This window comes from Nocardia sp. NRRL WC-3656 (assembly GCF_000720265.1).
Lineage (GTDB): Bacteria > Actinomycetota > Actinomycetes > Mycobacteriales > Mycobacteriaceae > Nocardia > Nocardia nova.
Window position 1 is genome coordinate 191,006 of sequence record NZ_JOJF01000003.1, and the last position, 24,995, is coordinate 216,000.

The window sequence follows — 24,995 nt, forward strand, 5'->3', positions numbered from 1 at the left end:
GTTCTCGGTACGGGAGAAGTACCCCGCCCGCTCGGCCGTAACCGGCGCAGTGATGGCCGATTCGAGGTGCACGCGATCAGTCGACCTCGCCGGTCCGGTCGTGCTCGGCGCCCTCCGGCGTCGTGGTGTGCGGGGGTGTGAGCTCGGGGTCGTCGTCGGCGGGTGGTTCGGGATCGCGCCACTCCTCGGCGCGGCTGGAACGGTTGCCGCGCAAGGTCCCCTGTAGTTCGTGCCGCAGTTGATCGTCCTCGCGCGCACCGTGTTTGGTGTTTCCTCGGTCCATCGTCCTCTCCTTTCGCGGATCACCGGTGTCGGAGCAGGGCAGCGACGCCGTCGGTCGGAACGGGATCTCGATCGATGGTCACGATGTCGGCGCCGGCCGCGAGCGCGGCCGGCGGCAGCGCTTCGTCGGCGGTGGCATCGATGGTCCGGCGCACCGTCTCCTCGACCCGGCTCTGCATCGAGCGATGCGACCACCCGCCACCGTGCACCTTGTGCTCCGTATGATGCGCCCCCTCGTCCGGCGATCGGTGCGGTGACCGTCGCCGTCGACCGCGTACAGATCGGCGCCGCGATCGTCGACCACCGCGACGACGTGCGCGACGGCCGGCGGGCGCACCTGCAGCAGCGGCAGCAGATACGGCATGTCCGACAGTCGCACGGTCGCGCGAGCGGGCGGCTCCGGCAGCGCCGCGGTGAGCAGGACGCCGTCGGCGTCGGCGATGACGGCCTGTCCCGCGCGCCCCGGCGGTGGATCCGACAGACCGCGCTCGACGGCGTCGAGGACGGTCTCGATGTAGACCGATGCGAAAGGCCCTGGGTGCTCGCTCAACTCTCGTAGTCCTGAAATGGTCACATGCGGCGGGCTACCCGCACCCGCCGAGTGAAACCTCGATCCGCCCCGGAATGCGTTTGCGGGTCCGGTCGCCGGGCATCTCCGAGCCATGGAGTGTGCCGGGCGGGTGAGCCGATGGATGCCGCCGATGTGACCTTCGGGGTCGAGGAGGAGTTCCTGCTGGTCGATCCCGTTTCCGGAGCGCCGGTCCCGAAGAACTGCGAGGTCGCGCGGTCGGCATGCGACGCCGGTATCGATCTGCAGTTGGAGTTGACCAGTTGTCAAGTGGAAACCAGTAGTTCGGTGCATACGCGCGCGGACGACCTGCTGCGGGAGTTGCGGCAGTTGCGCGCCGCCGTGGTGCGCGCCGCGGCCGGCAACACCGCCCGACTGCTCGCGACCGGAGTGCCGCCGACCGTGCCCGACGCCTATCCGGTCACCGATACGCCGCGTTATCGCCGCATCGAGAAGCATTTCGGCATGCTCGCGCACGAACAGGGGCTGTGCGGCTGCCATGTGCACGTCTCGGTGGACGATCCGGAGACCGCGGTGCAGATCAGCAATCATCTGCGGCCCTGGCTGCCGGTATTCCTTTCGCTCACAGCCAATTCCGCGGTCTACCGCGGCACCGACACCGGATACGCGAGTTGGCGCAATGTGCTGTGGCGGCGCTGGCCAAGTGCCGGCCCGCCACCGTATTTTCAATCCTGCGCCGACTACGACGCCGCGGTCGACATGATGCTGACCTGCGGCAGCATTCTCGATACCGGCATGGTCTATTGGGATATTCGCCGCTCCACGCATTTCCCGACGCTGGAGATCCGCATCAGCGACGTTCCCGTGACGGCCGAGGAATCGGCGTTGCTGGCGAGCCTGGTGCGTGCCGCGGCGGTGGTCGGCCGTGCGGAGGTGCGCCGCGGCCGGCGGGCGCCCGCGGTACCGGCCGCCACCCTGCGTGCCGCCTACTGGAAGTCCGCGCGCGAAGGACTCGACGGCGACGCCGTCGATCCGCTGGACGGCCGGGTGGAACCGGCCCGCATCCGGCTGGCCCGGCTCGTCGACCATGTCACCCCGGCCTTGCGAGAACTCGAGGAGGAGCAGTTCGTGACCGAGACGATCGCCGCGGTGACGGCCCGCGGCAACGGAGCCCGGCGGCAGTCGGCCGCGTTGCGCCGGCGCGGAGCGATCGCCGATGTGGTGGACGAACTGGCCGAGGCGACCGCGGACGGCTGTCCGGTATAGGGGAGGGGTGCGTATGCGTATCGCGATCACGGGCGCGAGCGGCAATGTCGGCACGGCACTGTTGCGGGCGCTGCCCGACGCCGAGGTCGTCGCGATCGCCCGGCGGCCACCGCCCGCCGACCGGGAACCGTATGCGCGCGCACGCTGGCTCGCCTGCGATATCGGAGATCCCGCGGCCCGTCCCACGCTGGCGGCGGCATTCGACGGGGCGGACGCGGTGGTGCACCTGGCCTGGGCGGTGCATCCGCGCCGCAGCGACCCGCCGCTGGAACGCACCAACCGGACCGGCACCGACCACGTGCTGGGCGCGGTGGCCGACAGCGGCGTAGCGCATCTGACGGTCGCGTCGTCGGTGGCGGCCTATTCGCCCGCGCCACGCTGGACCCGCGTCGACGAGCAGCAGCCCCGCGACGGCGTACCCGGCGGTGCCTACAGTCGGGGCAAGGCCGAACTGGAACGGCGGCTGGACGCGTTCGCCGGTGAACGACCGGCGGTCGGTCTCGCCCGGATCCGGCCGTGCGGCATCGCCCAACCCGACGCGGCCGCGGAACTGGGCGACTGGCTGCTCGGGCCCTGGCTGCCGCGTTCTCCGGTCGGGCGCCCGTGGTTGCCGGTGCCGCTGTGGCCGCGGCTTCGCCTGCAGCTCGTGCACGCCGAGGATGTGGCCGCGGCGATCCGGGCCATCCTGGTGCGGCGGGCCACCGGTGCGTTCGACCTGGCCGCCGAACCCGTGCTCACCCCACCTACGCTGACCGAGATATTCGGCGGATTCCGGCTGCCCGTCCCCCGCCCGGTGCTGAGCGCCGCCGCCTTCGCGGGCTGGCGAGTCGGACTGCTCCCGTTGCACCCTTCCTGGCTGAATCTGGCCGACCGGGCCTGTCTGGTCCGCGCGGAGCGGGCGCGGCGTGAACTCGATTGGCGCCCGGTGCATTCCGCGGTCGATGTGGCGACGGAGCTTGCCGCCGGTTTGCGCGAGCACACCTCCGGCGGCAGCCCGCCGCTGAATCCCGATCCGATGCGGTTTCGCCCGGGCCGCCCGACACACCAGGATCAGCGGCCGGACCATCGGCCGGGGGATGAACGCCGGTGACTCGGACGCCGGTGACTACGGCTCCGGGTTGTCGGGCGTGAGGGTCCCGGGCCGATGGGTGTCGAACTTGCGGGTGTCCACGTAATGGGAGGCCACCAGGTCACAGAGGCGCGCCAGCGACTGCTTGTTGCGGGGCTTGAGGGCCAGGGTCTGCAACACGTCGGGGATGAGCCGGCCCGGCCCGCGAATCACCTCCTCGCTCATGCTCACCTCGGTGGTGTCGGCGTCGATCGGCGTCATCGCCAGCCGGATCCACGCCACTCCCAGCGGCCACAACTCCGCCTCCAGTTCGATGCTGTTGGGTGGATCCACGGCCACCACCCGGGTGGCCTGCTGAGCCATCAGCGGCCAGGCGCCGACGCTGTGATGAATCCGGGAGCCGATCCGCGGCCAGTCCTGGTCAACGTCGCGCATATGGGTGGACCCCACCACCCAGTGGCCGTAGGACCAGCCGTCGGCCAGCACGGCGAACACCTGCTCGGCCGAGCCGGGAACTCCCATCGTGACCTCGCCCATCAGCACACCGCCAACGCGTCGCGAATCATGTCCAGATGGTGTTGAACTACGGGCGCCGCGTTCTGTGCCAGCGCCGTGACCTGCGGGCTGCTGCCCTGCGCGGTCTCGGTGGCGCCCGCCTGCAGCGTCTGGACGTGGAATCCTTCCTGCATGTGCAGCCAGGCCAGGTCGTAGTCACGCCCGGTCTTCATCGCCGTGTCGCGCATCTGCTGCGACTGGTCGGCGGTCGGCATCAGCGGCAGGGCGACGCCGTTCGGTATCGCGACCGCGGCGCCCATCGCCTCCAGCCGGGTGTGGTCGGCGACCAGAACGGGACCGAGATCGCGGACCTGCTGACACGTACCCATGGCCGCCGCGCCGGCTCCCGACAGCATCTCGGTCATATTGCCCTGGTGGACGGCGACGAGAAAATCACTGTCCTGTGCCGACAACGCGGCCGGTTGGGCCGCGCCGACCGCGGTCGCGCCCAGCCCGAGGCCGATCGCGGCGGCGGTGGTGACCAGCAGACGATGCGGTGATCTCATGATGTGCTCCTGTTCGCCGGGTATTTGCAGGCCGGATGCCCAGCGCGGCGCGTCGTACACGTGCCGATGGCGCTCACAGCACGACGGTTTCGCCGCGCGGGATCTCCACGATCCGGTCGGCCCAGCCTCGCCGGCCCATCCGGTCCCGGAATTCGCCGAGCGGGGAGGCGAAGACGGTGTAGTCGTCGTAGTGCACCGGCACCGCACGCGGCAGTCGCAGCAGGTCCACCAGTCCGGTTCCCTGCGCCCCGTCCATCGTGACGGTGAGTCCGAAGGGCAGTCGCGGCCCGGCGGGCAGCCGCCGGGAGATCAGCCCGTAACCCAGATAGGCGTGCTGGTTGCGGTGCAGGAAGTTCGGGTCGGTCAGCACCGTGATCTCGCCGAAGGACAGCAGCGTCGTCGCGTTGCCGACGAAGGTGATCGACAGGTCCACAGCTGTCTCCGTCCGGTCAGCGGTCGGTGTCGTAGAGGGCGTTGTGCAAGCGGGACAACAACTTTCGCCGCGGCCATCCGGTGGGCCGGGAATCGGCCAGGGCGGCGCGGGCGGCGTTGGCGCCGCAGGTGCCGTGCACGCCGCCGCCCGGATGTGCCGACGCCGAGCCCAGATACAGTCCCGGCACCACGGTCTCGGGGCGGCCGAGCCCGGGAACCGGGCGGAACACCAACTGCTGGTGCAGTTGGGAGGTGCCGCCGTTGACCGCGCCGCCGACGAGATTGCCGTCGGCGCCGTGCAAATCGCTGGGCCGCTGCACGATTCGTGCGTGAATCCGGCTGCCGAAGCCGGGGGCGTGGGCCTCGAGCACGGCGTCTACCCGTTCGGCCAGCAGGTCGGCCGAGGCGTCGTCGGTGACCCCGCGCGGCAGGTGGGTGTAGGCCCACGCCGATTCGGTGCCGGGCGCCGACCGGCTGGGATCGGCCGTGGTCATCTGACCGAACAGCATGAACGGCGTGTGTGGGACCACGCCGGTGCCGATATCGGTGGTCCACCGCGCCAGCCCTGCCCGGTCGGCGCCCAGATGCACCGTGCCCGCCGCCCGCAGTTGCTTCGATCGCCACGGAATCGGTTCGGAGAGTGCGTAATTCACCTTGACGGTCGGCGCGTCCCAGGTGAATCGTTCGAGATCCGCGCGCAGCCGTTGCGGCAGATCCGCGTCGGCGAGCAGCCGGGTGTAGAGCGTCGGCGCGTCGATGTCGGCGATGACCGCCTTGCGTGCCCGCACCACCTGGCCGGCGGCGGTGATCACCCCGGCGGCGCGTCCGTCACGGATGAGGACGCGGTCCACCGGCCGGCCGCAGTGCACCCGGGCCCCCGCCGATTCGGCGCGGTGGACCAGGGCCGCACTCAGCGCCCCGGCGCCGCCCACCGGAACCGGAAATCCGCCGTCCTGGGCGAGCATGGTCAGCAGATAGCCGTAGACACCGCTGCCGGGGGCGTCCACCGGGACATCGGCATGCATCGCGTTGCCCAAGATCAGCAATTTGGCGGCCTCGTCGTGGAACAGTTCGTCGACCATCCGCCCGACCGGCAGGATCAGGAACCGCAGATAGCGGAACAGTTCGGCGGAGCCGAGATCGCGCCACAACCCGGCCGCGCCGCGTACGGGCGGGAACGGGCCGAGGAACGAGCCGAGCAGATGTTCGCGCACCTGCCGCCACTGCTCGACCAGCCGCAGCCAGGTGCGGCCGTCGCGGGGATCGCGCCGAGCCAGCGCCTCGGCGGTGGCGTCGGCGTCCGGATGCACGACGGCGGCATCCGTATCCTCGGGGCTCGACGGGTGGCCGTACACGATGGGTGCTCGGCTCCACCGCAATCCGTGATCGTCCAGACCGAGGTCGCGCAGCGCCGGCGAGGCGCCGGCCATCGGATAGAACGCGCTGAACAGATCCATCCGGTAGCCGGGCACCAGCTCGGCACTGCGCACGGCGCCCCCGGCGGTGTCCTGGGCTTCCAGCACCGCCACATCCCAGCCGTGATCGGCGAGCAGCGCGGCGCTCACCAGGCCGTTGTGCCCGCCGCCGATGATCACGGCATCGACCGGCTCGGCGTCGAGCGGCGTCGAACCACCGGGGGCGGGCGAGGTCACGGGCACTCGCTACGGCTGGGGCCGGTCGACGTCCCCGCGCCACGCACCGGATCCTGTTGGCGCGCTTCGATGAAGTCGCGGAATCGCTCGAGGTCACCCTTGACGCGGCGATCGAGTATGCCGAGCTTGTCGGCGACGTTCTCCACGAACCCGTCCGGATCGATATCCATCTGCGCGGTGACGCGCGTGGTGTCCTCGTCGAGCCGGTGGAAGGTGATCACGCCCGCATGCCGGGGGCCGGCCTCCGAGGTCCACGACACCCGCTCGTCGGGGTGCTGCTCGGTGATCTTCGCGTCGAATTCGCGCGTCGCGCCGGCGACGTGCACCGTCCAGTGGGTGTGCGTGTCGTCGCGCTGCTCGACCCGCTCGACGCCCTGCATGAACTGCGGGAACGATTCGAACTGGGTCCACTGGTTGTAGGCGGTGTTTACCGGTACGTGCACATCGACCGATTCGGTGACTGTTGTCATGCTGCGACCTCCTCGTGGTCTCGGTGGGCAACGCTGACGCCATACCCGCGCCACGCGCTCGTACACGGATCACTCGGTGGTGGCGCCGAGTGCGTGCGGCGCCGCGTCGCGGGTTACCAGGTCAGAACGGGTTTGACGACGCGTCCCGCGTGGTGGTCGGCCAGGGCGGTGCCGATCTCGGTGGACGGGTAGGACCGGACCAGCCGGTCGAGCGGTAGCCGCCCGGCCGTGTAGAGCTGGAGCAACTGCGGGATGAACCGCTGCGGCACGGCGTCGCCTTCCAGGCAGCCGTGAATGGTCTTGCCGCCCAACACGATCTCGCGCATGTCGAGCTGCGGGACGCCGATGCCGAGGCCGACCACCGCCACCGCGCCACCGGTGGCCAGGGCCGCCACCGCCGCGGCGAGCACCTCCGGGCGGCCGGTGGTGTCGAGGGCATGGGTGGCGCCGCCGCCGGTGAGTTCGGCGATCGTGGCGGCGGTCTCGGCGTCGGCCGGGTCCAGCGCGGCGGCCGCGCCGAGTTCGAGGGCGAGCGCACGGCGATCGGCCGAGGGTTCGACGACCAGCACCGTGGTGCCGGGCAGTGTCCGCGCGGCCAGGAGCCCGGCCATGCCGACCGCACCCGCGCCGTAGATCAGGATCTGCGAATCCGGTTCGGGGGCGAGCACATTCAGGATCGCGCCCGCGCCGGTCTGGAAACCGCAGCCCAGCGCGGCGGCGACGACCGGATCGGTGTCGGCGGGGACGACGATCGTGTTGTCCGCGGTGCTCAGCGCGTACCCGGCGAAACTCGACTGCCCGAAGAAGCCGTCGCGCACGCGCGTGCCGTCGACGGTGATGCGGGGCGAGCGGTCGGCACGGCCGCCGAACTGGTTCAACGCGGTGGATCGCGCACAGTACGGCAGCCGGCCGAGACGGCAGTTGCGGCAGCTCCCGCAGTGCCGGAAGGTCAGCACCACCCGGTCGCCGGGCCGCACACCCGTCACCTCGGCGCCGACGGCCTCCACCACACCCGCGCCCTCGTGGCCGAGCAGCACCGGACGGTCGGACGCGCCGGCGGCGCGGGAGACCAGATCGGTGTGGCAGATGCCCGACGCCTCGATCCGGACCAGGATCTCGTCGGTGCGCGGCTCGTCGATCGCGACGGATTCGAGGCTGAACGGAGCCCGCGGATCACGCGACAGCGCGGCAGTGGTCAGCGGCACGGCTCAGACCCGCTCGAGCAGGAAGTAGAAGAATTCGCCGCCGGCCAGCACCAATTCGGGGCGGCCGTTCATGATGCCCATCAGCGTGTTGTCGTCGAGGCGCTTGAAGTGGTCGAACACCGCGCGGCCGTCGTAGACCATGGTCGCGGTGACCTCGCCGCGGAATTCGATATTCCACAGCGTGGCCTTGCCGCCGCCCAATTCGACATCGGAGAACAGCGTGCCGTCCTCGGCGCGGCAGATCAGCGGTTCGGCATCCATCGTCGAATGGAAGGTCTTGCCGTACCAGCCGCTCTTGTCGAGTGCGCGGCACAGCGGATGTCCGGTGCGGAAGGCGGCGCCTTTCCATTCGCCGAGGATGTCCTCGGCGCGTACCACGGCGAGGTCGGCCCACAGCCGGTCCAGCTCGTCCGTCGTTACCCCGCTCGATTGCGCCGCCAGCTCGCGCCAGCGTTCGGTCGTCCCGGTCATCGCGTCCTCCACAGTTTCCCGAACCAGCTGGTTCGGCAACCTACACCCGAACCAGCTGGTTCGGCAAGATAGGATCCGCGGCATGCGCGCAGCAGGCCATGCCACCAGGGAGCGAATCCTTGCCGCGGCCAAGGCGGAGTTCGCCCGCTACGGCGTGGCCGGAGCCCGGATCAACCGGATCGCGGAGGCGGCCAATGCCAGCAAGGATCGCCTGTACGCCTATTTCGCCGGCAAGGACGATCTCTACGCTGCGGTGACCGAGCAGTGGGCGACCGAGACCACCGCCGAGACCGCCCTGGACGCGGGCGATCTGCCGTCCTATGTCGGCAGGCTTTTCGATCACTATCTGCGAAACCCCGACAATGCCCGCCTGCAGGCGTGGGCGGAGATCGAACGCACCGACATCCCGGGCGCCGACGAGGCGATCCGCCGCGCGGTCGCACCCAAGATCGCCGAGATCCGCCGCGGTCAGCGCGCCGGGGTGATCACCGGCACCTTCCATCCGCTGACGCTGCTGACCCTGCTGACCGATCTCGCCCGCACCTCCGCGGTCCACGCCCTGCACGACGACGATGCCGAGGACCGGCGCGCGGCCACCGTTCTCGCGGCCCGGCGGCTGATCGCCCCCTGAGTGTGGCGCCGGTTTGCCCGCCGTGGTCGCGGGTAGCGCGAGTGCTGAGGCTCCGCGCAAGCGCGGGGCTTCCACCGCCGCCACGTCGACAGGAGATCGTGATGGGTTTTCCGGAGCAGCAGCAACAGGTCCCCGGGGTGCAGCAGCGGATGTCTCCGCGACCGGACTGCGGGGAGGGCAGCTATCAGGGATCGGGCAAGCTCACCGGAAAGTCAGCGGTGATCACCGGCGCCGACAGCGGAATCGGCCGGGCCGTGGCCATCGCCTTCGCGCGCGAGGGCGCCGATGTGCTGATCTCCTACCTCGACGAGCACGAGGACGCGCAGCAGGTCGTCACGCTGGTGGAGCAGGCGGGCCGCAAGGCGGTCGCGGTACCGGGCGACCTCTCCGATCCCGAACACTGCAAGGCCGTCATCGACCGCGCCGCAACCGAATTCGGCAAGATCGACGTGCTGGTCAGCAATGCCGCGTATCAGATGACGCACGAAAGCCTCGACGAGATCTCCGGCGAGGAATGGGATTACACGTTCAAGCTCAATGTCGGCGCGCTGTTCCATCTGGTGAAGGCGGCCGTCCCGCATATGCCGGCGGGCGGCTCGATCATCGGCAGTTCCTCGGTGAACTCCGATATGCCCTCACCGACGCTGGCGCCCTACGCCGCCACCAAGGCGGCGATCGCCAACTTCTGCGCCAGTCTCGCGCAGATGTTGGGGGAGAAGGGAATTCGCGTCAACAGCGTGGCGCCCGGCCCTATCTGGACGCCGCTGATCCCGTCCACCATGCCGGTGGAGAAGGTGCGCAACTTCGGCGACGACGTCCCGCTCGGGCGGGCCGGGCAGCCCGCCGAGCTCGCCGCCTCCTATGTACTGCTGGCCTCCGACGACGGCAGCTACATCTCCGGCGCGCGGCTCGCCGTCACCGGCGGCCGACCGATCCTCTGATCGGCCCGTCAATCGGTCCGGCCGTGGCCGGTCCCGGGCGGCGGAGCGGACTCCGGCCGTCCCGGCTGCGGAGAGCCCTCGAACAGGATGGGACGGTCGCCCGGGCCCAGGAACAGGCCGAACAGCAGCATCGCCGCGCCGAGGCCCAGATGCAGCCAGTTGTCCGCGGTGTTGACCGGAATGACGTTCGCGGTCGACTCCTTGTCCACGACCAGTCCGTACACCCAGAGCGCGAGATAGACGACACCGCCGGCGATGAGGTAGGTCCGCGCGGTCATCGTCGTGCGGCCCATCGCCAGACCCGCGACGCCGAACACCAGGTGCACGGTGTTGTGCAGCCCCGAGACCTGGAACACCCCGAACAGTTCGGCGCCGGAATGGTGCCCGCTCCAGGTGAGCATGTCGTAGTTCGTGGTCACGCCCGGAATGAACCCGAGCACCCCGACCACCAGGAACGCCGCCCCGACCAAATAGGCCGCGGCCTGCACCGGGGAAACCCGCGCCCGATGCCGAGGTACAGATGCGGTGGCCATCGCTGCTCCCTTCGAGTGCCGACGATTCGCCCGTATCTCCGAAGGTAACCGCACCGGACCGCCACAAACAGCGCGAAGCAGTTACAACCCGGTGAGCGCGGGTATGGCGCACACAAACCTGAGCTACCGCCAGGACCGGTCCGCTTCGTCCGCCACTCTTCGTCTCCGAGGTGACCATGCATATCCGATCCGGCACAGACACGGCCGGGACGAGTGAACACGACCGCATCGCACACCCGTGGGGAACGCGAACTCCGTACGGCCCCGGCCAAGCGTGGCCGGAGCGCGTGGATATGTTCCTGGCCGAAGGTGTGCGCGAGGACATGGTGGAACGCTGGGTGCCGACCGCCTCGGTGCTGCACTCCAACGGCGACGCCATGGATATCGCCGTGCACGAGGGACGCATCGTGGGAGTGCGCGGCCGCGCCGGGGATCGGGTCAACCGCGGTCGGCTGGGACCGAAGGACCTCTTCGGCTGGCAGGCCAACAATTCACCCGACCGGCTGACGGCCCCGCTGGTGCGCCGGCGCGGCAAACTGGTCGAAACCGATTGGGACACAGCCATGTCGATGGTGGCCGAGCGGACCCGCGAACTGCTGGGCGAGCGCGGGCCGGGCTCGATCGGCTTCTACACCACCGGGCAATTGTTCCTCGAGGAGTACTACGCGCTGACCGTCCTGGCCCGGGGCGGCATCGGCACCAATCATCTCGACGGCAACACCCGGCTGTGCACCGCCACCGCCGGTGAGGCGTTGAAGGAATCCTTCGGATCCGACGGGCAGCCCGGCAGTTACGCCGACGTCGACCACGCCGACGTGATCGCGCTCTACGGCCACAACGTCGCCGAAACCCAGACCGTGCTGTGGGCGCGCATGCTCGATCGCCTGCGCGGCCCGAATCCGCCCGCCCTCGTCTGCGTCGATCCGCGCACCACGCAGGTGGCGCGCGCGGCCACCGTCCATCTGGCGCCGCGCCCGGGCACCAATGTGATGGTGATGAACGCGCTGTTGCACGAGCTGATCCGCAACGACTGGATCGACCGCGACTACATCGACGCGCATACGGTCGGATTCGACGAACTGCGCAAACAGGTCGCCGACTGCACGCCCGAACGCGCGGCACAGGTCTGCGATGTGCCGGAGGCCGATCTGCGGGCCGCGGCGCGGATCATCGGCACGGGCGAGCGGGTGCTGTCGACCGTGTTGCAGGGCTTCTACCAATCCCATCAGGCCACCGCGGCCGCGGTGCAGGTCAACAACATTCACCTGATTCGCGGCATGCTCGGCCGGCCCGGCTGCGGCGTCCTGCAGATGAACGGCCAGCCCACCGCGCAGAACACCCGGGAATGCGGGGCCGACGGCGATCTGCCGGGATTTCGCAACTGGGCCAACGATTCTCACGTCGAAGAACTGGCCCGGCTGTGGAATGTCGACCCGCAACGCATACCGCACTTCAGCGCGCCGACGCATCTCATGCAGATCCTGCGCTTCGTCGAGGACGGGTCGATCCGCTTCCTCTACGTCAACGGCACCAATCCGGCGGTGTCGCTGCCCGAACTCGCGCGCGTTCGCGCCCTGCTGTCGCAGCGGCGGCTGTTTCTCGTCGTGCAGGACATCTTCCTTTCCGAGACAGCGCAATTGGCGGATGTGGTGCTGCCCGCGGCGACCTGGGGTGAGAAGACCGGCACCTTCACCAATGCCGACCGCACCGTGCACCTGTCGGAGAAGGCGGTCGAGCCGCCCGGGGACGCCCGGCCCGACCTGGATATCTTCCTCGATTACGCCCGCCGCCTGGATCTGCGCGACGCCGACGGCGCACCGCTGTTGCCCTGGCGGACGCCGGAGGAGGTGTTCGAGCAGTGGAAGCGGTGCAGCGCGGGGCGCCTGTGCGACTACTCGGCCATGACCTACGCGAAACTTCGCGTGCGCGGTGGCATTCAGTGGCCGTGCACCGAGGAGCATCCGGACGGCACCGAGCGGCTGTACGCCGACGCGACATTCCGTGCGGCGCCGCAGGATTGCGAAACCTACGGTCGCGACCTGATCACCGGTGCTCCGCTGGAGCCGACCGAGTATCGCGCGCTGAACCCGGAGGGCCGCGCCGTGATCAAGGCGGCGCAGTACCTGCCGCGGCACGAGACGCCGAGCGAGGACTATCCGTACGCGCTGATCACCGGTCGCACGCTCTACCACTTCCACACCCGCACCAAGACCGGCCGCGCACCGCAACTGCAGGCCGCCGCGCCGCAGGTGTGGGTGGAGATGGCGGCCGAGGACGCCCGGCGGGAGGGATGGGACGACGGCGACCTGCTGCGCATCCGCACCGCGCGCGGGCAGGTGACGGCGCGGCTGCGCACCGGCGCCATCCGCTCCGGCGTGGTCTTCCTCCCGTTCCACTACGGCTATTGGGATACCGCGGCCGGGGATCGCCCCGCCGGTAAGGACGGCACCGCAGCCAACGAGCTCACCCCCACCGAATGGGATCCGGTCTCGAAACAACCGCTGTTCAAATCCGGCGCCGCCGCAGTGGAACTCGCCCGGCCCGCCCGGCGATCCGAACGCGTCACCACACCGGCGGTCGAACTGGAGCGGAGTGCGCGATGAACGACCTGGACGCCATGCTCGCCGAGATACACCGCAGCGAGACCCATCTGGGAAAGCTGCTGATCCGCACCGCCGACCGGCACCGCACCGATCACGAGGTCCACCACGTGTGCCGGGACCTGCTGGTTTGGACCGACGACCATCGCCGCAAACTGGCCGCCGTCGGGGAAGACCGCGGTCTGCATCTGGACCCTTCGCCGGTGACGGCTTCCGGATCGGTGGAATCGGTCCGGCGGGCTCTCGGCACCCTGGTGGGGCGCCGCCACGCGCCCGCCCTGCTGTTGCTGCGCGATCTGCGCGAGATTCACAGCCACGCCGCGGTGGTGTCGGTGAACTGGGAAATCCTGGCGCAAGCGGCACAGGCCGGGCGAGACAGCGAACTGCTGGAACTGGCCTCCGACTGTCATCCGGAGACGTTGCGGCAAATGCGCTGGGCCAACGCCAAGATCAAGGAGACCGCGCCGCAGGCCGTCGCGACGCCGTGAATACCGCTGCCCACGGTGGGTATGCGCCCGCTATGACTGCCTCGATAGAGCAGTTGCTCCACACGCTCACCAAGGTGGTGAACGCGCTGCTGGCCCACGAGATCGACTTCGCGGTCGGCGGCGGTTGTGCGGTGTACGCGCGCGGTGGTCCCGCGAGCGACCACGATGTCGACATCTACGTCAAACCCGTCGACGCCGGCCGCGCCCGCGACATCCTGACCGCATCCGGGCTGCACGCCGTCGACCCGCCCGAAGACTGGCTGACCAAGGTGTACGACGGAAATACGCTGGTGGACTTGATCTTCCGGCCCAACTACCGCAACGTCGACGACGATCTGCTGGGCCGGGCGACCTGGATGCGGATCGGCCCGGCGGCGGCTCCGGTGCTCAGTGGCACCGATCTGATGGTGGACAAATTGATGGTCCTCGACCCGCACCGGCTCGATTTCACGCGGTTGCTGGCGATAGCCCGGGATCTGCGGGAACAGGTCGACTGGCGGCGCGCGCGGGAAGAAACCGCGGTGTCGCCGTACGCGCGGGCGTTTCTGGCGCTGATCGAGGATCTCGGAATCGGAGGTGAGGTCATGGCTCAGGACTCGGGCGACGAGGTGTTGCCGCAATATCTGGTCGCGAATCTGCGGCGGGCTTTCGCGGAGGACCCGCGCACCGCCGAACTCGGCGTGCAGGTGACCATCCGCGGCGCCGTGGTGGTGCTGTGCGGGGAGGTCGGCAGCGAACAGCAGCGCAGCGATCTGGAGGACATCGTGCGCGAGCACGCGCCGAAACTGCGCATTCACAACGATATTCGGGTTACCCCCACGCACGCGCCCACCGTCGATCACGAACGGCTGAGCTGATGACGGGCGCCGAACGGACGACGGACGGGGTGGTGCGCATCGCGGCGGTGGCCGATATCCACCTCGGCGCGGAATCGCAGGGGACCCTGCGCCCGGCGTTGGAACGACTGCCCGAGGAGGCCGACGTCCTGCTGGTCGGCGGCGACCTCACCCGGCACGGCACTCTCGACGAGGCGCGGGTGGTCGCGACCGAACTGGAGGACCCCGGTGTGCCCGTGATCGCGGTGCTCGGCAACCACGATCACCATTCCGATCGGCAGGACGACATCACGGCCCTGCTGTGCGATCACGGGATCCGGGTTCTGGAAGGGACCTCCACCACGGTGACCGTGGGGCCTCACTCGCTGGGCGTCGCGGGCACGAAGGGATTCGGCGGCGGCTTCGCCGGAAAGTGCGCGAGCGTCTTCGGCGAGCGGATCATGCGCGAATTCGCCTCCTACACCGTCGATCTCGCCGACGCGCTGCACGTCGCACTGTGCCGGCTGGACACCGATGTGAAGGTCGCGCTCACCCACTATTCCCCCTGCGGGGACACCCTGCACGGCGAGCCGCCCGAAATCTATCCGTTCCTGGGCTCGTATCTGCTCGGTGAGGCGATCGACACCTGCGGTGGCGCCGATCTGGCGATCCACGGGCACGCCCACGCCGGATACGAGCGCGGCACCACACCGGGCGGGGTGCGGGTGCGCAATGTGGCCCAGCCGGTGATCCGCGCGGCGTACACGGTCTACGATCTGGAGGTACCGGAGCGGGCGGCGACGTCCGGTGTGCCGACCGAGTCGGCCGAGACCGCGCGGACTCCGGCCTGACGAGCAATTGCCGGTGTTATCCGGGTGGGAAGTGCCGCCGAACTTCTGGCAATTCCCTCCGGGCTGCGGAATCATTTGTGGAGAATACTCATCGGCGGGTGCGGGCAACCGCCGCCCGAGCGGCAGGAATTCCCTTCCCGCCGATGCGGGAAGGATTGTTCCGGGCGATCGCGAGGCGAATTCGCGCGGCCGCCCGGCCCGGGAAGGTGGAGGCGGTCCCGCTCGGGCACCGGCCGCGACACACCCCGGAACCCGGCGGGAACGGCCGGTGTCGCGGAGGGTTTCGCAGTACCGCTGAGCTCGCCGGACCACACCTGATGAAGATCGACGAGCGGGCCGCCGCACGCACAAAATCACGTACATTCGACCGTGCAAATGTGCTTGCATCCGTAAATGTGTCCGTAAAACACGTAACAATGCGTGCGGTTGCGCATTGTTGTTGTTCTGGCTAATGTGTCCGCATCCCGGTGGCGTACATGTGACGTTTTCCTTCGCAGGCGATGTGTCGCTGCCTGTGTCCACATGTGATCGGGTGCGAGCGTGTACTGCGGGGAGGAATGCGGTAGATATCGGACAAGGGGGAACAAAGATTGGTATTCGATGACAATAAATTCTGCATCGGTGAATATTCGAGGATATCGGGGCAGGGATATCGCGACCGGTGCCGGTAGACCCGCGCTGCTGTTCAGCGCGGTCACGACCGCCATGCGGATGCGTCCGTACGCGACGGTGTCGAGCATGCACGACAGCCGGACCTTCGGCGACCTGCTCGCCGAGGTCTCGGACAAGGCCGCGCGATTCGATACGGTGTTGCGCCGTCCGCGGGCGAGAGTCCTTGTGGCGCTCGGGAATTCGCCCGGATACATTTCGACGATGCTGTCGCTGCTCGCCCGCGGCGACATTCCGGTGCTCGCCAATCCGGCACTGCCGCTCACCGCGATGCGGGAGCTGATCGAGGAGTGCGGAATCGACGCCGTCGTCGCCTCCGGGCAGGCCGGCGGAATCCGGCTCGACGAGCGATCCTGGGCGCAGCGCACCGATTTCGACGGCGACCGCCCGGCCCTGCACCGCGACACCGAACTGTGCCGCGTCGCCTCCGCGCCGTCGCGGCGGCTGGTCTGTCTCGAATACTCCGCGACCGCGGTCCTCAACGCCGCCACCGCTTGGGTCGGTGCGAGCAAACTGCGGGAATCCGATCGGACGCTGTGTTTCGCAGGCCTGTTCGGGCGCTTCGGATTTCACACCGCCACCGTCGCCAACCTCGTCGCCGGCGCCGATCTGGTATTGCCGGCCGGAACCCATGCGCCGGGCAACATTCATCGTCACCTGGCCGCGGAATCGCCGACGGTCCTGGTGGCCGAACCCGCCGTCTATCAGGCCATGGTGCAGGGCACCCGGGAGGATCTGTCGGCCGATGTCGCCGCGGCACTGCGCCGGGTCCGCCTGCGGCTGTCCCCGCATTCGGTCGCATCCTCGGTGGCGGCACGGGTGCGGGCGGTATCAGGGCCGATCACCATCTGCTACGGCCTGGACGAAACCGGTCCGGTCGCATACGGCTTCGACGCCGCGGACGGGGAGTCCGGTGTCCATCTGCTGTCCGGAGTCCGCATGGAGGCCCGCTCCGCCGACGGCGAACAGTACGCGCACGTGCACACCAAATCCCTGGCGACGACCTACCTCAACGACCCGGTCGAATTCGAACGCTGCCTCACCGGCGACGGCAGCTATCTCAGCCGCAGCCTGGCCGGCCTGCCCGCATCGGTCGTCGACGCCGGCTGACCGGCGGCGCCCGGTACTTCATCCGCGCCGGGTGATGCCGCCGTCGCGCGGGCGATACACAGTCGATGCGCCGGTGCTCGACGTCTCGTGAGCACCGGGACCGATCGGCCGGTGAGGAGCCACGGTGGCGAATCGACGATCTGAGCGGATGCGGGGTCGTGCCGCGGCGGCATGGCGCTACGTCCGCACGGCGCCGTGGACGTTCTCGTGGTTGGCGCTGCTGCTGGTGACCACGATCGTGCAGCATGCGGTGTCACTCGACGATTTGAAGATCATTCTGGGTGAGCGCTCGACGAATCTGTCGAACCTGAAGAGCGATCCGCTCCACGTCCTGGTGACGAGCCTGCTGTGGGTCGCCGGCTACTTCTGGCTGCCGTATCTGGTGCTGTACTGCGTATTCCACGCCCCCGCCGAGCGGTGGCTGGGCGCCCTGCGCTGGGCGATCGTCGGATTGCTCGCCCACGTGGGCGCGACCTACATCAGCGAGGGACTGCTGGGCTGGGCGATCCGGCACGGATACGCCGACCCCGCCCTCGTCGACGTGCGCGATATCGGCGTCAGCTACTTCCTCGCCGGCATCATCGGCGTGCTGACCTACCACATCGCATATCCGTGGCGGTGGGCGTATCTCGTGGCGGCTACGGCCTGTTTCGCCGCGCCGCCGCTGATCCACCTGACCTTCACCGGAATCGGCCACTTCTCGGCCTTCCTGATCGGGCTGGCGTGCTACCCGCTCACCCGGAGCCGCACCGCGCCGACGTGGAATCCGGCGCAGGCCCGGCGCGACCGCCACCGTCGCGCGCGCGCAGTCTAGTTCATCGGCGCGCGTCCGGAAGGCGAAGTGGCGCTGAGTGTTTGCGGCGTGCTAAGAGAGTGGACGTGTTGTGGTCTGCGCGTGTTCATCTCCACCCTCGTGTGTCGGTACCGGCGCCCCCTCGCGGGAACCGGCGTTTCGCGTGGTGACCGGAGATATCGCGCGCAGCCGGATCGCCGTGGCGGCCCGATCGGCCCGATCGTCCTCGGACACCGCCGATACCGCGACGAGAACGACCGCCTACCGCGGCGACCTGGACGGGTTGCGCGGTGTGGCGATCGCGCTGGTGGTGGTGTTCCACATCTGGTTCGGCCGGGTGTCGGGCGGCGTGGACGTCTTCCTGGTGCTGTCGGGATTCTTCTTCACCGGACTGCTGGTGCGCCGGGCCGAACGGGGAGCCGTCGGCATCGGATTCACGGTGCGCCGGACCGGGCGGCGGCTACTGCCGGCGATGGTCGTCGTTCTGGCCGCCGTCGTCGCCGCGACCGTGTATACGCGGCCCTACACACAGTGGTCGGATCTGGCGGGACAGACCCTGGCCTCGCTGTTCTACTACCAGAACTGGCGGCTCGCGACGAGCTGGTCGGATTATCTGGCCGCCGATCCGTCGGTGAGTCCGCTGCAGCATCTGTGGTCGATGGCAGTACAGGGGCAGTTCTATCTGCTGGCCCTCGTCGTGGTGGCGGCGGTCGCGACCGTGCTGCGCCGCACCGGCCGCACCGCACTGCTGCGCCCGGTCCTGGCCGCTCTGATCGCACCCGCGGCCGTCGCGTCGCTGCTGTACGCGACCCACGGGGCGGCCACTCATCAGGGCTGGAACTACTACGACAGCGGCGCGCGGCTGTGGGAACTGCTCGCCGGGGCGGCGCTGGCACTGGCCGGACCGGCCCTGCTGCTGCCGCGGATGTTGCGGGCGGTGACGGCGCTCGCCGGCGTGCTGGGCGTGCTGGCGTGCGGCTGGCTGATCGTCGACGGCGCCAACCGCTATCCCGGTCCCGCGGCGCTGGTGCCGGTCCTGGCCGTCGTGGCGGTGATCGTCTCCGGTAACAATGTCGCCGCGGCACAGATGCCGTGGCCCAATCGAATTCTCGCCTCGCGGGTGGCACAGTGGCTCGGCGAGGTCGCCTATCCGCTGTATCTGTGGCACTGGCCGATCCTCATCTTCTATCTGGCCGAATCGGGTCGTCCGCACGCCGGGCTGCGCGACGGCGCGCTGGTGGTCGCTGTGTCGCTGCTGCTGGCCTGGGCGACGCACCGGCTGATCGAACAGCCGTTGCGGTTGGGTGCGCGCGAGGTGCCGGTGCCGATCGCCTCGCGGCTGTATCGGCGCGGCGCGGGCACGGTGGTGTGCGTGGTGGCCGTCGTCGTGGTGGCGGCCACGGGTGCGTGGCAGTTCGGCGTGGTGCGGATGCATCCGGCGCAACCGATGCGGCCGCTGGATCCGGTGCTGTATCCGGGTGCGGAGGCGCTGGCGGCAGGGGCGCCGACACCGCAGGCCCCCATGCGGCCCACCGTCCTGCAGGCTCCGGGCGAACTACCGCCCCCGACCCTCGACGGATGTATCGCCGACTGGGACACCCGCGAGGTGGTCACGTGCACCTACGGCGATGCGAACGCCACCCGCACACTGGCGGTGGTGGGTAGTTCGCATGCCGAACACTGGGTTCCGGCGCTCCAGGAGCTCGCCGCGCAGTACTCGTTCCGCATCCGGGTGTATCTGAAGATGGGCTGCCCCCTCACCCTGGCCGACGACGCCACCTACAAGGGGGAACCGATTCCCGACTGCCGCGACTGGTCGCGCGCGGTGCTGGACCGCCTGGCCGCCGACCGGCCGGAGTGGGTGTTCACCACCGGCAGCCGGCCTCGCGCCGGAACCGGGGACGAAACACCGCCCGAATACGTGGACGTCTGGTCGGCGCTGGCCGAACGCGGCCTCGACACCATCACCATCCGCGATTCACCGTGGTTGCGCCACAACGAGATTCGCTACGCGGCGGCCGACTGTCTGGCCGGCGGCGGCGACCCGGTCAGCTGCGGTATGCGCCGTAGCGATGCGCTCGATCCGGTCGATCCCCAGCTGGAACCGGCCTCGCGGTATCCGAATATCTTTCCGATCGATCTGAGCGATGCGTTCTGCGACGCGTCGGTCTGCCCCGTGGTCGCCGGCAATATCCTGATCTACCACGACGAACACCATCTGACCTCGAGCTATTCGCGCTCGCTGTCCGGGGCGCTGGGCCGGCAGTTGCGGCCGTTGCTGCACTGGTGGTAGTGCCGCGCGTCACGTGGGGCGACAGGGCGGCTCGATTGCCAGTACGGTATTCACGAGTGGCTCGAGCAGGAGGTGCCCGCACGTGGTGGGCGTTGGACAGGGTGGGGCGCGCCGGTGGGTCATGGCCGGGGTTCTCGCGGTCGTCGTCGCTGGGATCGGTTTCGGTTCCGTGGAACCGGCGGCACCGGATGGGCATGCCGGTCCGGCGGTGCCCGGTCTGATCACTCAATCGGCCGAAGCCGGTGTGCCGATCCGGATCGCGTACGGCCGCGAGGCCGATACCTTCGGTGACCTGTATCTGCCCGCCGGTGGGCCGTTGTCCGGATCCTCCGGCCGGTGTCAGGTGGTCGTGCTGATCCACGGCGGCGGGTGGGCGCAGTACCGCGACCTGACCCAGTTCGCCGCGCAGGCCCGGCAACTCGCCGAATCCGGTGTCGCCGTGTGGAATATCGAGTATCGGCGGGTCAACGGCGCCGGCGGCTGGCCGGTGACGCTGACCGACGTCGACGACGCCGTCGGCGCTCTGGCCACGGTCGTCCAGCAGCGCGCCGGCGGACGGCTCGATCTGGACAACGTCCATCTCGCCGGTCATTCGGCGGGCGGGCAGCTGGCGGCGTGGGTCGCGGGCCGCCGGACCGACGGAGCCGCCGCCTCGCGCGGGCTGCACATTCGCAGTGTGACGTTGATGGCGGCCGTATTGGATCTCGACTACGCGGTAGCCCACGGCAACGACGGTTTCGCGCGCAAACTGCTGGGCGGTCTGCCCGACGAGGTGCCCGACCGCTACCGCTACGCCTCTCCGATCGTCAATCTTCCCAGGGGCGTGCACATCACGGCCGTGCACGGCGACGCCGACCGGGTGGTACCGGTCGAACAGAGCCGCCGTTACGCCGAGGCCGCTCGCCGCGCCGGCGACCCCACCGACCTGCACGTCCTGCCCGGCGTCGGGCATGCCGAATTCACCGATCCCGGATCGGCGGCATGGGCGGTGGCGCGGGTGGCGATTCTCGCGAGCATCGCGGAATCGGCGTAGCCGGGCACCGTCCCTGCCCCCGGTCGCCGCGACCGATAGTGTGGGTTCGTGACGATCGCGGACAGACAGTACGGCGGCCGTGCGGTGACCGAACGCCGGGCCGAACGCCGTCAGCGCTTCGTCGTCGCGGCGACGAAGGTGTTCGCCGAACGGGGCTACGCGAACTGTTCTCTCGCCGATGTGTGCGCCGCGGCCGGGCTGTCGAAACGGCAGTTCTACGAGGAGTTCCAGACCCGTGAGGATGTGCTGATCGCCGCCTACGACCGGGTCCAGGACGAGGCCGCCGCGGCGGTTGTGCGGACGCTGGGCTCGCTGTCGCCGGCCGACCCGGCCCGGGCGATGGCGGTGGTGCTGTCGGCCTATCTCGACTCGATCACCTCCGACCCGTACCGGGCCAAGCTGGCGTTCATCGAGGTGGTGGGCGCGAGCGACCGGATGGAGCAGCATCGCCGCGAACGCCGGCACGGCTGGGTCACCCTGCTCGAGATGGTGGTGGTCCCGATCGCCGGCCCGGGCGCGCGCCTGCGGGGCGATGCCGCCCTCTCGGCGAGTGTGCTGATCGGGGCGGTCAACGGCCTGGCCCACGAATGGTTGCTGATGCAGCCCCGACCAGACGTGAGCGAGCTGACCGACCTGCTCATCCCGGTCGCCCTGTCGTTGATCGAGACGTAAATCGCCACGACGGTCGTCGCGCCGTGTGTCGCGACTGTTCGGCGGTGCGTTCCGGTGCAGCACTCAGCCGTTGTCGCGCATCGAGTGATCCGGACCTAGCGTGCGGGGTCGAGTGAGTCGAGTTCGGCGCGCAGCCGGTCGACCTCCGCGGCGACCTCGTCGCGCAGTTCTTCGCGTTCGGCCAGGCTCAGCCGCAGACTCTCGATGGTCTCGTTCATCGCCGCGAGTCGCCGGTCCGCGCCCTCGAGATGCCATTCGAGCACCGAGCGCCGGTCGACGTCGGTACTGGCCGAACCCACCCACTCGACCAGATAGTCCAGCCAATGCGGTTGCTTCGGCATCGGCTCGTCGTCGTTCCAGCCGCGGCGCAGCGCGGGCTTGGGGGAGAGCACACGCTCACTGTCACCGCCGTCGGCGGTGGGGGCGTGCAGCTGGATGAGGCTCAGCTTGCCGGCGCTGGTCACCACCGCGGTCACCCGATATCGCCCGGCGAGATGCATTCTGAGTTCGGCGGTGCCGCGGCCGTCGGCGTCCATCGCGCCCAGCCACGGGCCGTGGGCCGCGCTGAGAATCGATTCGAGGATGCCGAGCTGACCGACGCCGCGTCGCAGCCGGGTCGCTCGCTTGCGCAGCTCCTCGGTCGTGGCGGTCATCTGATCCCAGTGCATACCCACGAACATAGTGGCCCAGCCGCGCCGGTTCCCCACCTCGGGGGAAGTGGGGAACCGTCCCGATTACTCCGCAGGCGTGGCGGCCTGCGCACTTCCGCTGGAAAGCGCCTTCACCAGATCGGTGATGCCGGACGAGGAGCCGGTGCCCGTGGGGTCGGGCTCGCCCGGCGCCACCACCGGCGTCGCCGAGGTGGCGTCCGCCGCCGCGACGCCCGCGCCGCCGCACAGCACAGCCGCCGACGCGGCACCGATCAGGGTGAGAGTTCCGAGTTTCTTCATTCGGATGAGGTCCTGTTCCGTGGATGTCGTTGTGAATGCGGCTGCCGCATCGTCCAATTCACTACATGCGGATGGATTCGGACAGCCCCGAGTGTCCGGGGCAGCAGTGCCGGGGGCCGGCACGCGCGTCCCGGGCGCCCCGGTCGTGCCCGAAGGCCGGCGCCCTCGCCGTCATCCGCCGAAATTCTGGAGTTTCGCCGCCGGTTCGGCAGCGATCGTTTGTGCACTGTCCGGGCTTCGGGCAGACCTGTCGGAGACGACCCCGCGAGCCCGTATCGTGAAGTCCGGCAGCGCAATACCGAGTTGGTCTCCGGTAGCGGCACTGCCGCTCCAGAGGTTGCCGAAGAGGATTCCGTTCCTGCGCGCATTCCTGCGCCGGAATTCGAGGTGTCCGACGCCCCGACCCGTCGGCCACGCCGGCGACCTCTGCGGGCCGGGGCGATGGACCGACCGATCGCCCCGGCCCCTTGCTTTCGGTGAACGGATCGGCGGTGCCGGACGGAAGGCGCACGGTCGCGGACTTCGACGAGCACAGTGCGACCGAATATGATGGCTGCGGCGCTTCGGGCCGTTGTTTCGGGCCTCGATAATTGGAGTGAAAACTCGGAGGGATCGCTCGGCGGCCCCGACCGGGGCCTGCTGATCAATGGTAGGAACCGCCGAGCGAATGTGACACCGGCCGCGCATTTCGGCGTCACGATTTTCAGAATAGTCCGGGCGAGACGACCGATTCGATTCTTTTGTTCGCGGTTGGAAAACCGACAACCCGCGGTCTGCGCCGGGACGTGCGCGATCACATTTCGGTCGTTGTGCCGAGGTGTATCCGTGCGCCGGCGTCGGCTGCCGGTCGGATATCGGGCAGGTTCACCGCCGCCGACGCGCGCGCGAAGAGGTGCCGGCCTCGGCAGATCGCATCGAGGTCGAGGTCGGCGCTGCGCCCGTCGGAGCTCATTCGTCCGACCGATCCCAGCAGCTCGATTCGCTGCGCACCGGGCGCCGGCCGGACGCAGTGATGACTGAATTCGGCGTGCAACGTGCGCACCATGCCGGGGTCTCCCAGCCAGGACACCACGGCTCCCGCGGTGAGAGCCAGTCGCATCAGCCCGGGCGCGGTTCCGATACACAGCGGTTCGTCAGCGCGTGCGACCCGTCCGTCGACCGTGCCGGTGAGCGCGACGTACTGCTGCAATTCCCGGCGCCGCATCGTCACCGTGTGCGGGGGCAGTCGCGTACCCGGCACCGGTGTCCGGAACCCGGAACGAGGCCGGGGCCGCCGGGCGAAACCGACCGGCTCGGCGACGTCGGCGCGGTCCTCGACCACGCGCGGATGCCGCCGGATCACGTCGATCGCCGGGCCCTCGAGCCGATCGAACGAGCGGTCGCTGAACAGCTTTGCGGAGCCGGCCTGCAGCACGCGGTCGTCTCTGTCGCGGAGGACCATGGTGACGCCGAGCGAGCGGTAGTCCGGATATCGCTCGAGCGAGTCGATGTAGAGGTCGGTTGTCAGCACGTCGCCCGCCAGTAGGAGCCGGCCGATCCGAATCGTCTGTTCGGCGTGCAGAATGCGACGTGGTCGGATGCCGGGCGGGAGGATGCCGAGCAGCTCACGTGCGGCGGCGAGCCAGGGCATCGCCGCGAACGTCGGCGGCGCCACGAGCTCCGAGAAGCCGGACCGCGCCGCCGCGGCCGTGCTGAAATGCGCGGCGTGCCGATTGCGCACCGCTGCCGAATACGCCCGTATGCGTTGCGCGGTCACGACATAGCGGTCGGCGGCGCGATAGCGCAACCCGATCGGGCTCCGGTTTTCGTCGGTCTGATCCGGTGCGATGGCATGCATCGGCGTCTCCTTCGCGAGCTTCGAGTCGGCAACGGATCAATCGATCGTCGAGGTGTCGTTCGGGCGGGGTCCGGAATCGGCAGAAATCTGTAGATCGGACAGCAGTGGTCACCCAACGGTTGTGGTGTCGACTTGCTCCGGAAGAAAAGAATCGGTATCGAATCGGCGGATGCGGCACGGATAAGGCCAGCCTGCCATTTGCAACGATGATACGTATACAGGTGCAAGGTATCTTTGGAGTGCCGGAATCGGTCCGCGGCGCAATTCGGACAGCACGTGTCTACGATGAATCGAATCTTGATTCATTGTTTCATCGGCGGTAGCCTGGTTCCCGACCCGGTG

Annotated in this window: 25 protein-coding genes and 2 pseudogenes; 14 read left to right on the plus strand and 13 right to left on the minus strand. The window is 69.3% G+C overall.

Features of this window, described 5'->3' with window-relative positions:
* Positions 1 to 76: 76 nt before the first annotated feature.
* Complete coding sequence (locus IG65_RS34430) at positions 77 to 283, minus strand: hypothetical protein (RefSeq protein WP_036523450.1); 207 nt, start codon at positions 281 to 283, stop codon at positions 77 to 79.
* A gap of 19 nt (positions 284 to 302) precedes the next feature.
* Positions 303 to 497: pseudogene (locus IG65_RS38930) on the minus strand (hypothetical protein); the annotation flags it as partial.
* A 38-nt stretch (positions 498 to 535) separates the two neighbouring features.
* Here IG65_RS38930 and IG65_RS38935 point away from each other — a divergent pair.
* The 3 genes from IG65_RS38935 to IG65_RS0106085 all read left to right on the plus strand — a co-directional run bounded on the left by IG65_RS38935 (position 536) and on the right by IG65_RS0106085 (position 3,167).
* Complete coding sequence (locus tag IG65_RS38935; protein ID WP_030513835.1) at positions 536 to 841, plus strand: hypothetical protein; 306 nt, start codon at positions 536 to 538, stop codon at positions 839 to 841.
* Between the two features lie 129 nt (positions 842 to 970).
* Positions 971 to 2,077: a glutamate--cysteine ligase gene (locus IG65_RS0106080; RefSeq protein WP_030513836.1), complete on the plus strand. Its 1,107-nt coding sequence runs from the start codon at positions 971 to 973 to the stop codon at positions 2,075 to 2,077.
* A gap of 13 nt (positions 2,078 to 2,090) precedes the next feature.
* Positions 2,091 to 3,167: an NAD-dependent epimerase/dehydratase family protein gene (locus IG65_RS0106085; RefSeq protein WP_030513837.1), complete on the plus strand. Its 1,077-nt coding sequence runs from the start codon at positions 2,091 to 2,093 to the stop codon at positions 3,165 to 3,167.
* 15 nt (positions 3,168 to 3,182) lie between these two features.
* On the opposite strand, the gene IG65_RS0106090 is transcribed toward IG65_RS0106085, so the two are convergent.
* The 7 genes and pseudogenes from IG65_RS0106090 to IG65_RS0106120 all read right to left on the minus strand — a co-directional run bounded on the left by IG65_RS0106090 (position 3,183) and on the right by IG65_RS0106120 (position 8,437).
* Positions 3,183 to 3,683: an SRPBCC family protein gene (locus IG65_RS0106090; protein ID WP_051755494.1), complete on the minus strand. Its 501-nt coding sequence runs from the start codon at positions 3,681 to 3,683 to the stop codon at positions 3,183 to 3,185.
* Complete coding sequence (locus tag IG65_RS0106095; protein ID WP_146098665.1) at positions 3,683 to 4,207, minus strand: DUF4142 domain-containing protein; 525 nt, start codon at positions 4,205 to 4,207, stop codon at positions 3,683 to 3,685. Before IG65_RS0106095 ends, IG65_RS0106090 begins: the two co-directional genes overlap by 1 nt.
* 73 nt (positions 4,208 to 4,280) lie before the next feature.
* On the minus strand, positions 4,281 to 4,640 hold the full coding sequence (locus IG65_RS0106100; protein ID WP_030513840.1) for a hypothetical protein: 360 nt from the start codon (positions 4,638 to 4,640) through the stop codon (positions 4,281 to 4,283).
* 16 nt (positions 4,641 to 4,656) lie between these two features.
* Positions 4,657 to 6,291: an NAD(P)/FAD-dependent oxidoreductase gene (locus IG65_RS0106105; protein ID WP_051755434.1), complete on the minus strand. Its 1,635-nt coding sequence runs from the start codon at positions 6,289 to 6,291 to the stop codon at positions 4,657 to 4,659.
* Positions 6,292 to 6,300: 9 nt separating this feature from the next.
* Positions 6,301 to 6,761 (minus strand): annotated as a pseudogene (locus IG65_RS34435) (SRPBCC family protein).
* Between the two features lie 113 nt (positions 6,762 to 6,874).
* Positions 6,875 to 7,966 (minus strand): NAD(P)-dependent alcohol dehydrogenase, encoded by a 1,092-nt coding sequence (locus tag IG65_RS0106115; protein ID WP_030513842.1) that lies wholly within the window; start codon positions 7,964 to 7,966, stop codon positions 6,875 to 6,877.
* 3 nt (positions 7,967 to 7,969) lie between these two features.
* Positions 7,970 to 8,437 (minus strand): DUF4334 domain-containing protein, encoded by a 468-nt coding sequence (locus tag IG65_RS0106120; RefSeq protein WP_030513843.1) that lies wholly within the window; start codon positions 8,435 to 8,437, stop codon positions 7,970 to 7,972.
* 82 nt (positions 8,438 to 8,519) lie between these two features.
* Here IG65_RS0106120 and IG65_RS0106125 point away from each other — a divergent pair, with 82 nt between their 5' ends.
* Both IG65_RS0106125 and IG65_RS0106130 read left to right on the plus strand, forming a co-directional pair.
* Complete coding sequence (locus tag IG65_RS0106125; RefSeq protein WP_030513844.1) at positions 8,520 to 9,068, plus strand: TetR family transcriptional regulator; 549 nt, start codon at positions 8,520 to 8,522, stop codon at positions 9,066 to 9,068.
* Positions 9,069 to 9,169: 101 nt separating this feature from the next.
* Entirely contained in the window at positions 9,170 to 10,009 is an 840-nt protein-coding gene (locus tag IG65_RS0106130) for a glucose 1-dehydrogenase (protein WP_030513845.1), read from the plus strand.
* Between the two features lie 8 nt (positions 10,010 to 10,017).
* Here IG65_RS0106130 and IG65_RS0106135 read toward each other — a convergent pair whose 3' ends face one another.
* Complete coding sequence (locus tag IG65_RS0106135) at positions 10,018 to 10,542, minus strand: DUF4383 domain-containing protein (protein WP_081879294.1); 525 nt, start codon at positions 10,540 to 10,542, stop codon at positions 10,018 to 10,020.
* Positions 10,543 to 10,718: 176 nt separating this feature from the next.
* Between IG65_RS0106135 and IG65_RS0106140 the strand changes: the two genes are divergently transcribed.
* From IG65_RS0106140 to IG65_RS0106180, 9 genes are all read left to right on the plus strand, one after another.
* Positions 10,719 to 13,145 (plus strand): molybdopterin oxidoreductase family protein, encoded by a 2,427-nt coding sequence (locus IG65_RS0106140; RefSeq protein WP_081879316.1) that lies wholly within the window; start codon positions 10,719 to 10,721, stop codon positions 13,143 to 13,145.
* Entirely contained in the window at positions 13,142 to 13,630 is a 489-nt protein-coding gene (locus tag IG65_RS0106145) for a hypothetical protein (protein ID WP_030513848.1), read from the plus strand. Before IG65_RS0106140 ends, IG65_RS0106145 begins: the two co-directional genes overlap by 4 nt.
* 32 nt (positions 13,631 to 13,662) lie before the next feature.
* The gene (locus IG65_RS0106150) at positions 13,663 to 14,487 is read left to right on the plus strand and encodes a BON domain-containing protein (protein WP_030513849.1); all 825 of its coding nucleotides are present in this window, start codon (positions 13,663 to 13,665) and stop codon (positions 14,485 to 14,487) included.
* A gap of 29 nt (positions 14,488 to 14,516) precedes the next feature.
* The gene (locus IG65_RS0106155) at positions 14,517 to 15,296 is read left to right on the plus strand and encodes a metallophosphoesterase (RefSeq protein ID WP_197039796.1); all 780 of its coding nucleotides are present in this window, start codon (positions 14,517 to 14,519) and stop codon (positions 15,294 to 15,296) included.
* Between the two features lie 621 nt (positions 15,297 to 15,917).
* The gene (locus IG65_RS0106160; protein ID WP_030513851.1) at positions 15,918 to 17,075 is read left to right on the plus strand and encodes a class I adenylate-forming enzyme family protein; all 1,158 of its coding nucleotides are present in this window, start codon (positions 15,918 to 15,920) and stop codon (positions 17,073 to 17,075) included.
* A 124-nt stretch (positions 17,076 to 17,199) separates the two neighbouring features.
* A complete protein-coding gene (locus IG65_RS0106165; RefSeq protein WP_369801472.1) occupies positions 17,200 to 17,889 on the plus strand; it encodes a rhomboid-like protein in 690 nt (229 codons plus the stop codon).
* Between the two features lie 145 nt (positions 17,890 to 18,034).
* Positions 18,035 to 20,161, plus strand: coding sequence for an acyltransferase family protein (locus IG65_RS0106170; protein WP_231509067.1), 2,127 nt, complete (start codon positions 18,035 to 18,037; stop codon positions 20,159 to 20,161).
* Positions 20,162 to 20,243: 82 nt separating this feature from the next.
* Positions 20,244 to 21,194 (plus strand): S9 family peptidase, encoded by a 951-nt coding sequence (locus IG65_RS0106175; RefSeq protein ID WP_231509068.1) that lies wholly within the window; start codon positions 20,244 to 20,246, stop codon positions 21,192 to 21,194.
* Positions 21,195 to 21,242: 48 nt separating this feature from the next.
* The gene (locus tag IG65_RS0106180) at positions 21,243 to 21,866 is read left to right on the plus strand and encodes a TetR/AcrR family transcriptional regulator (RefSeq protein ID WP_030513855.1); all 624 of its coding nucleotides are present in this window, start codon (positions 21,243 to 21,245) and stop codon (positions 21,864 to 21,866) included.
* 95 nt (positions 21,867 to 21,961) lie between these two features.
* Here IG65_RS0106180 and IG65_RS0106185 read toward each other — a convergent pair whose 3' ends face one another.
* The 3 genes from IG65_RS0106185 to IG65_RS0106195 form a co-directional block, all read right to left on the minus strand.
* Positions 21,962 to 22,534 (minus strand): hypothetical protein, encoded by a 573-nt coding sequence (locus IG65_RS0106185; protein WP_156055510.1) that lies wholly within the window; start codon positions 22,532 to 22,534, stop codon positions 21,962 to 21,964.
* 66 nt (positions 22,535 to 22,600) lie between these two features.
* Entirely contained in the window at positions 22,601 to 22,816 is a 216-nt protein-coding gene (locus IG65_RS0106190) for a hypothetical protein (protein ID WP_063015577.1), read from the minus strand.
* Positions 22,817 to 23,609: 793 nt separating this feature from the next.
* Positions 23,610 to 24,653 carry a MaoC family dehydratase N-terminal domain-containing protein gene (locus IG65_RS0106195; protein ID WP_030513858.1) on the minus strand — a complete coding sequence of 348 codons (1,044 nt, stop codon included), beginning with the start codon at positions 24,651 to 24,653 and terminating at the stop codon, positions 23,610 to 23,612.
* Positions 24,654 to 24,995 lie beyond the last annotated feature (342 nt).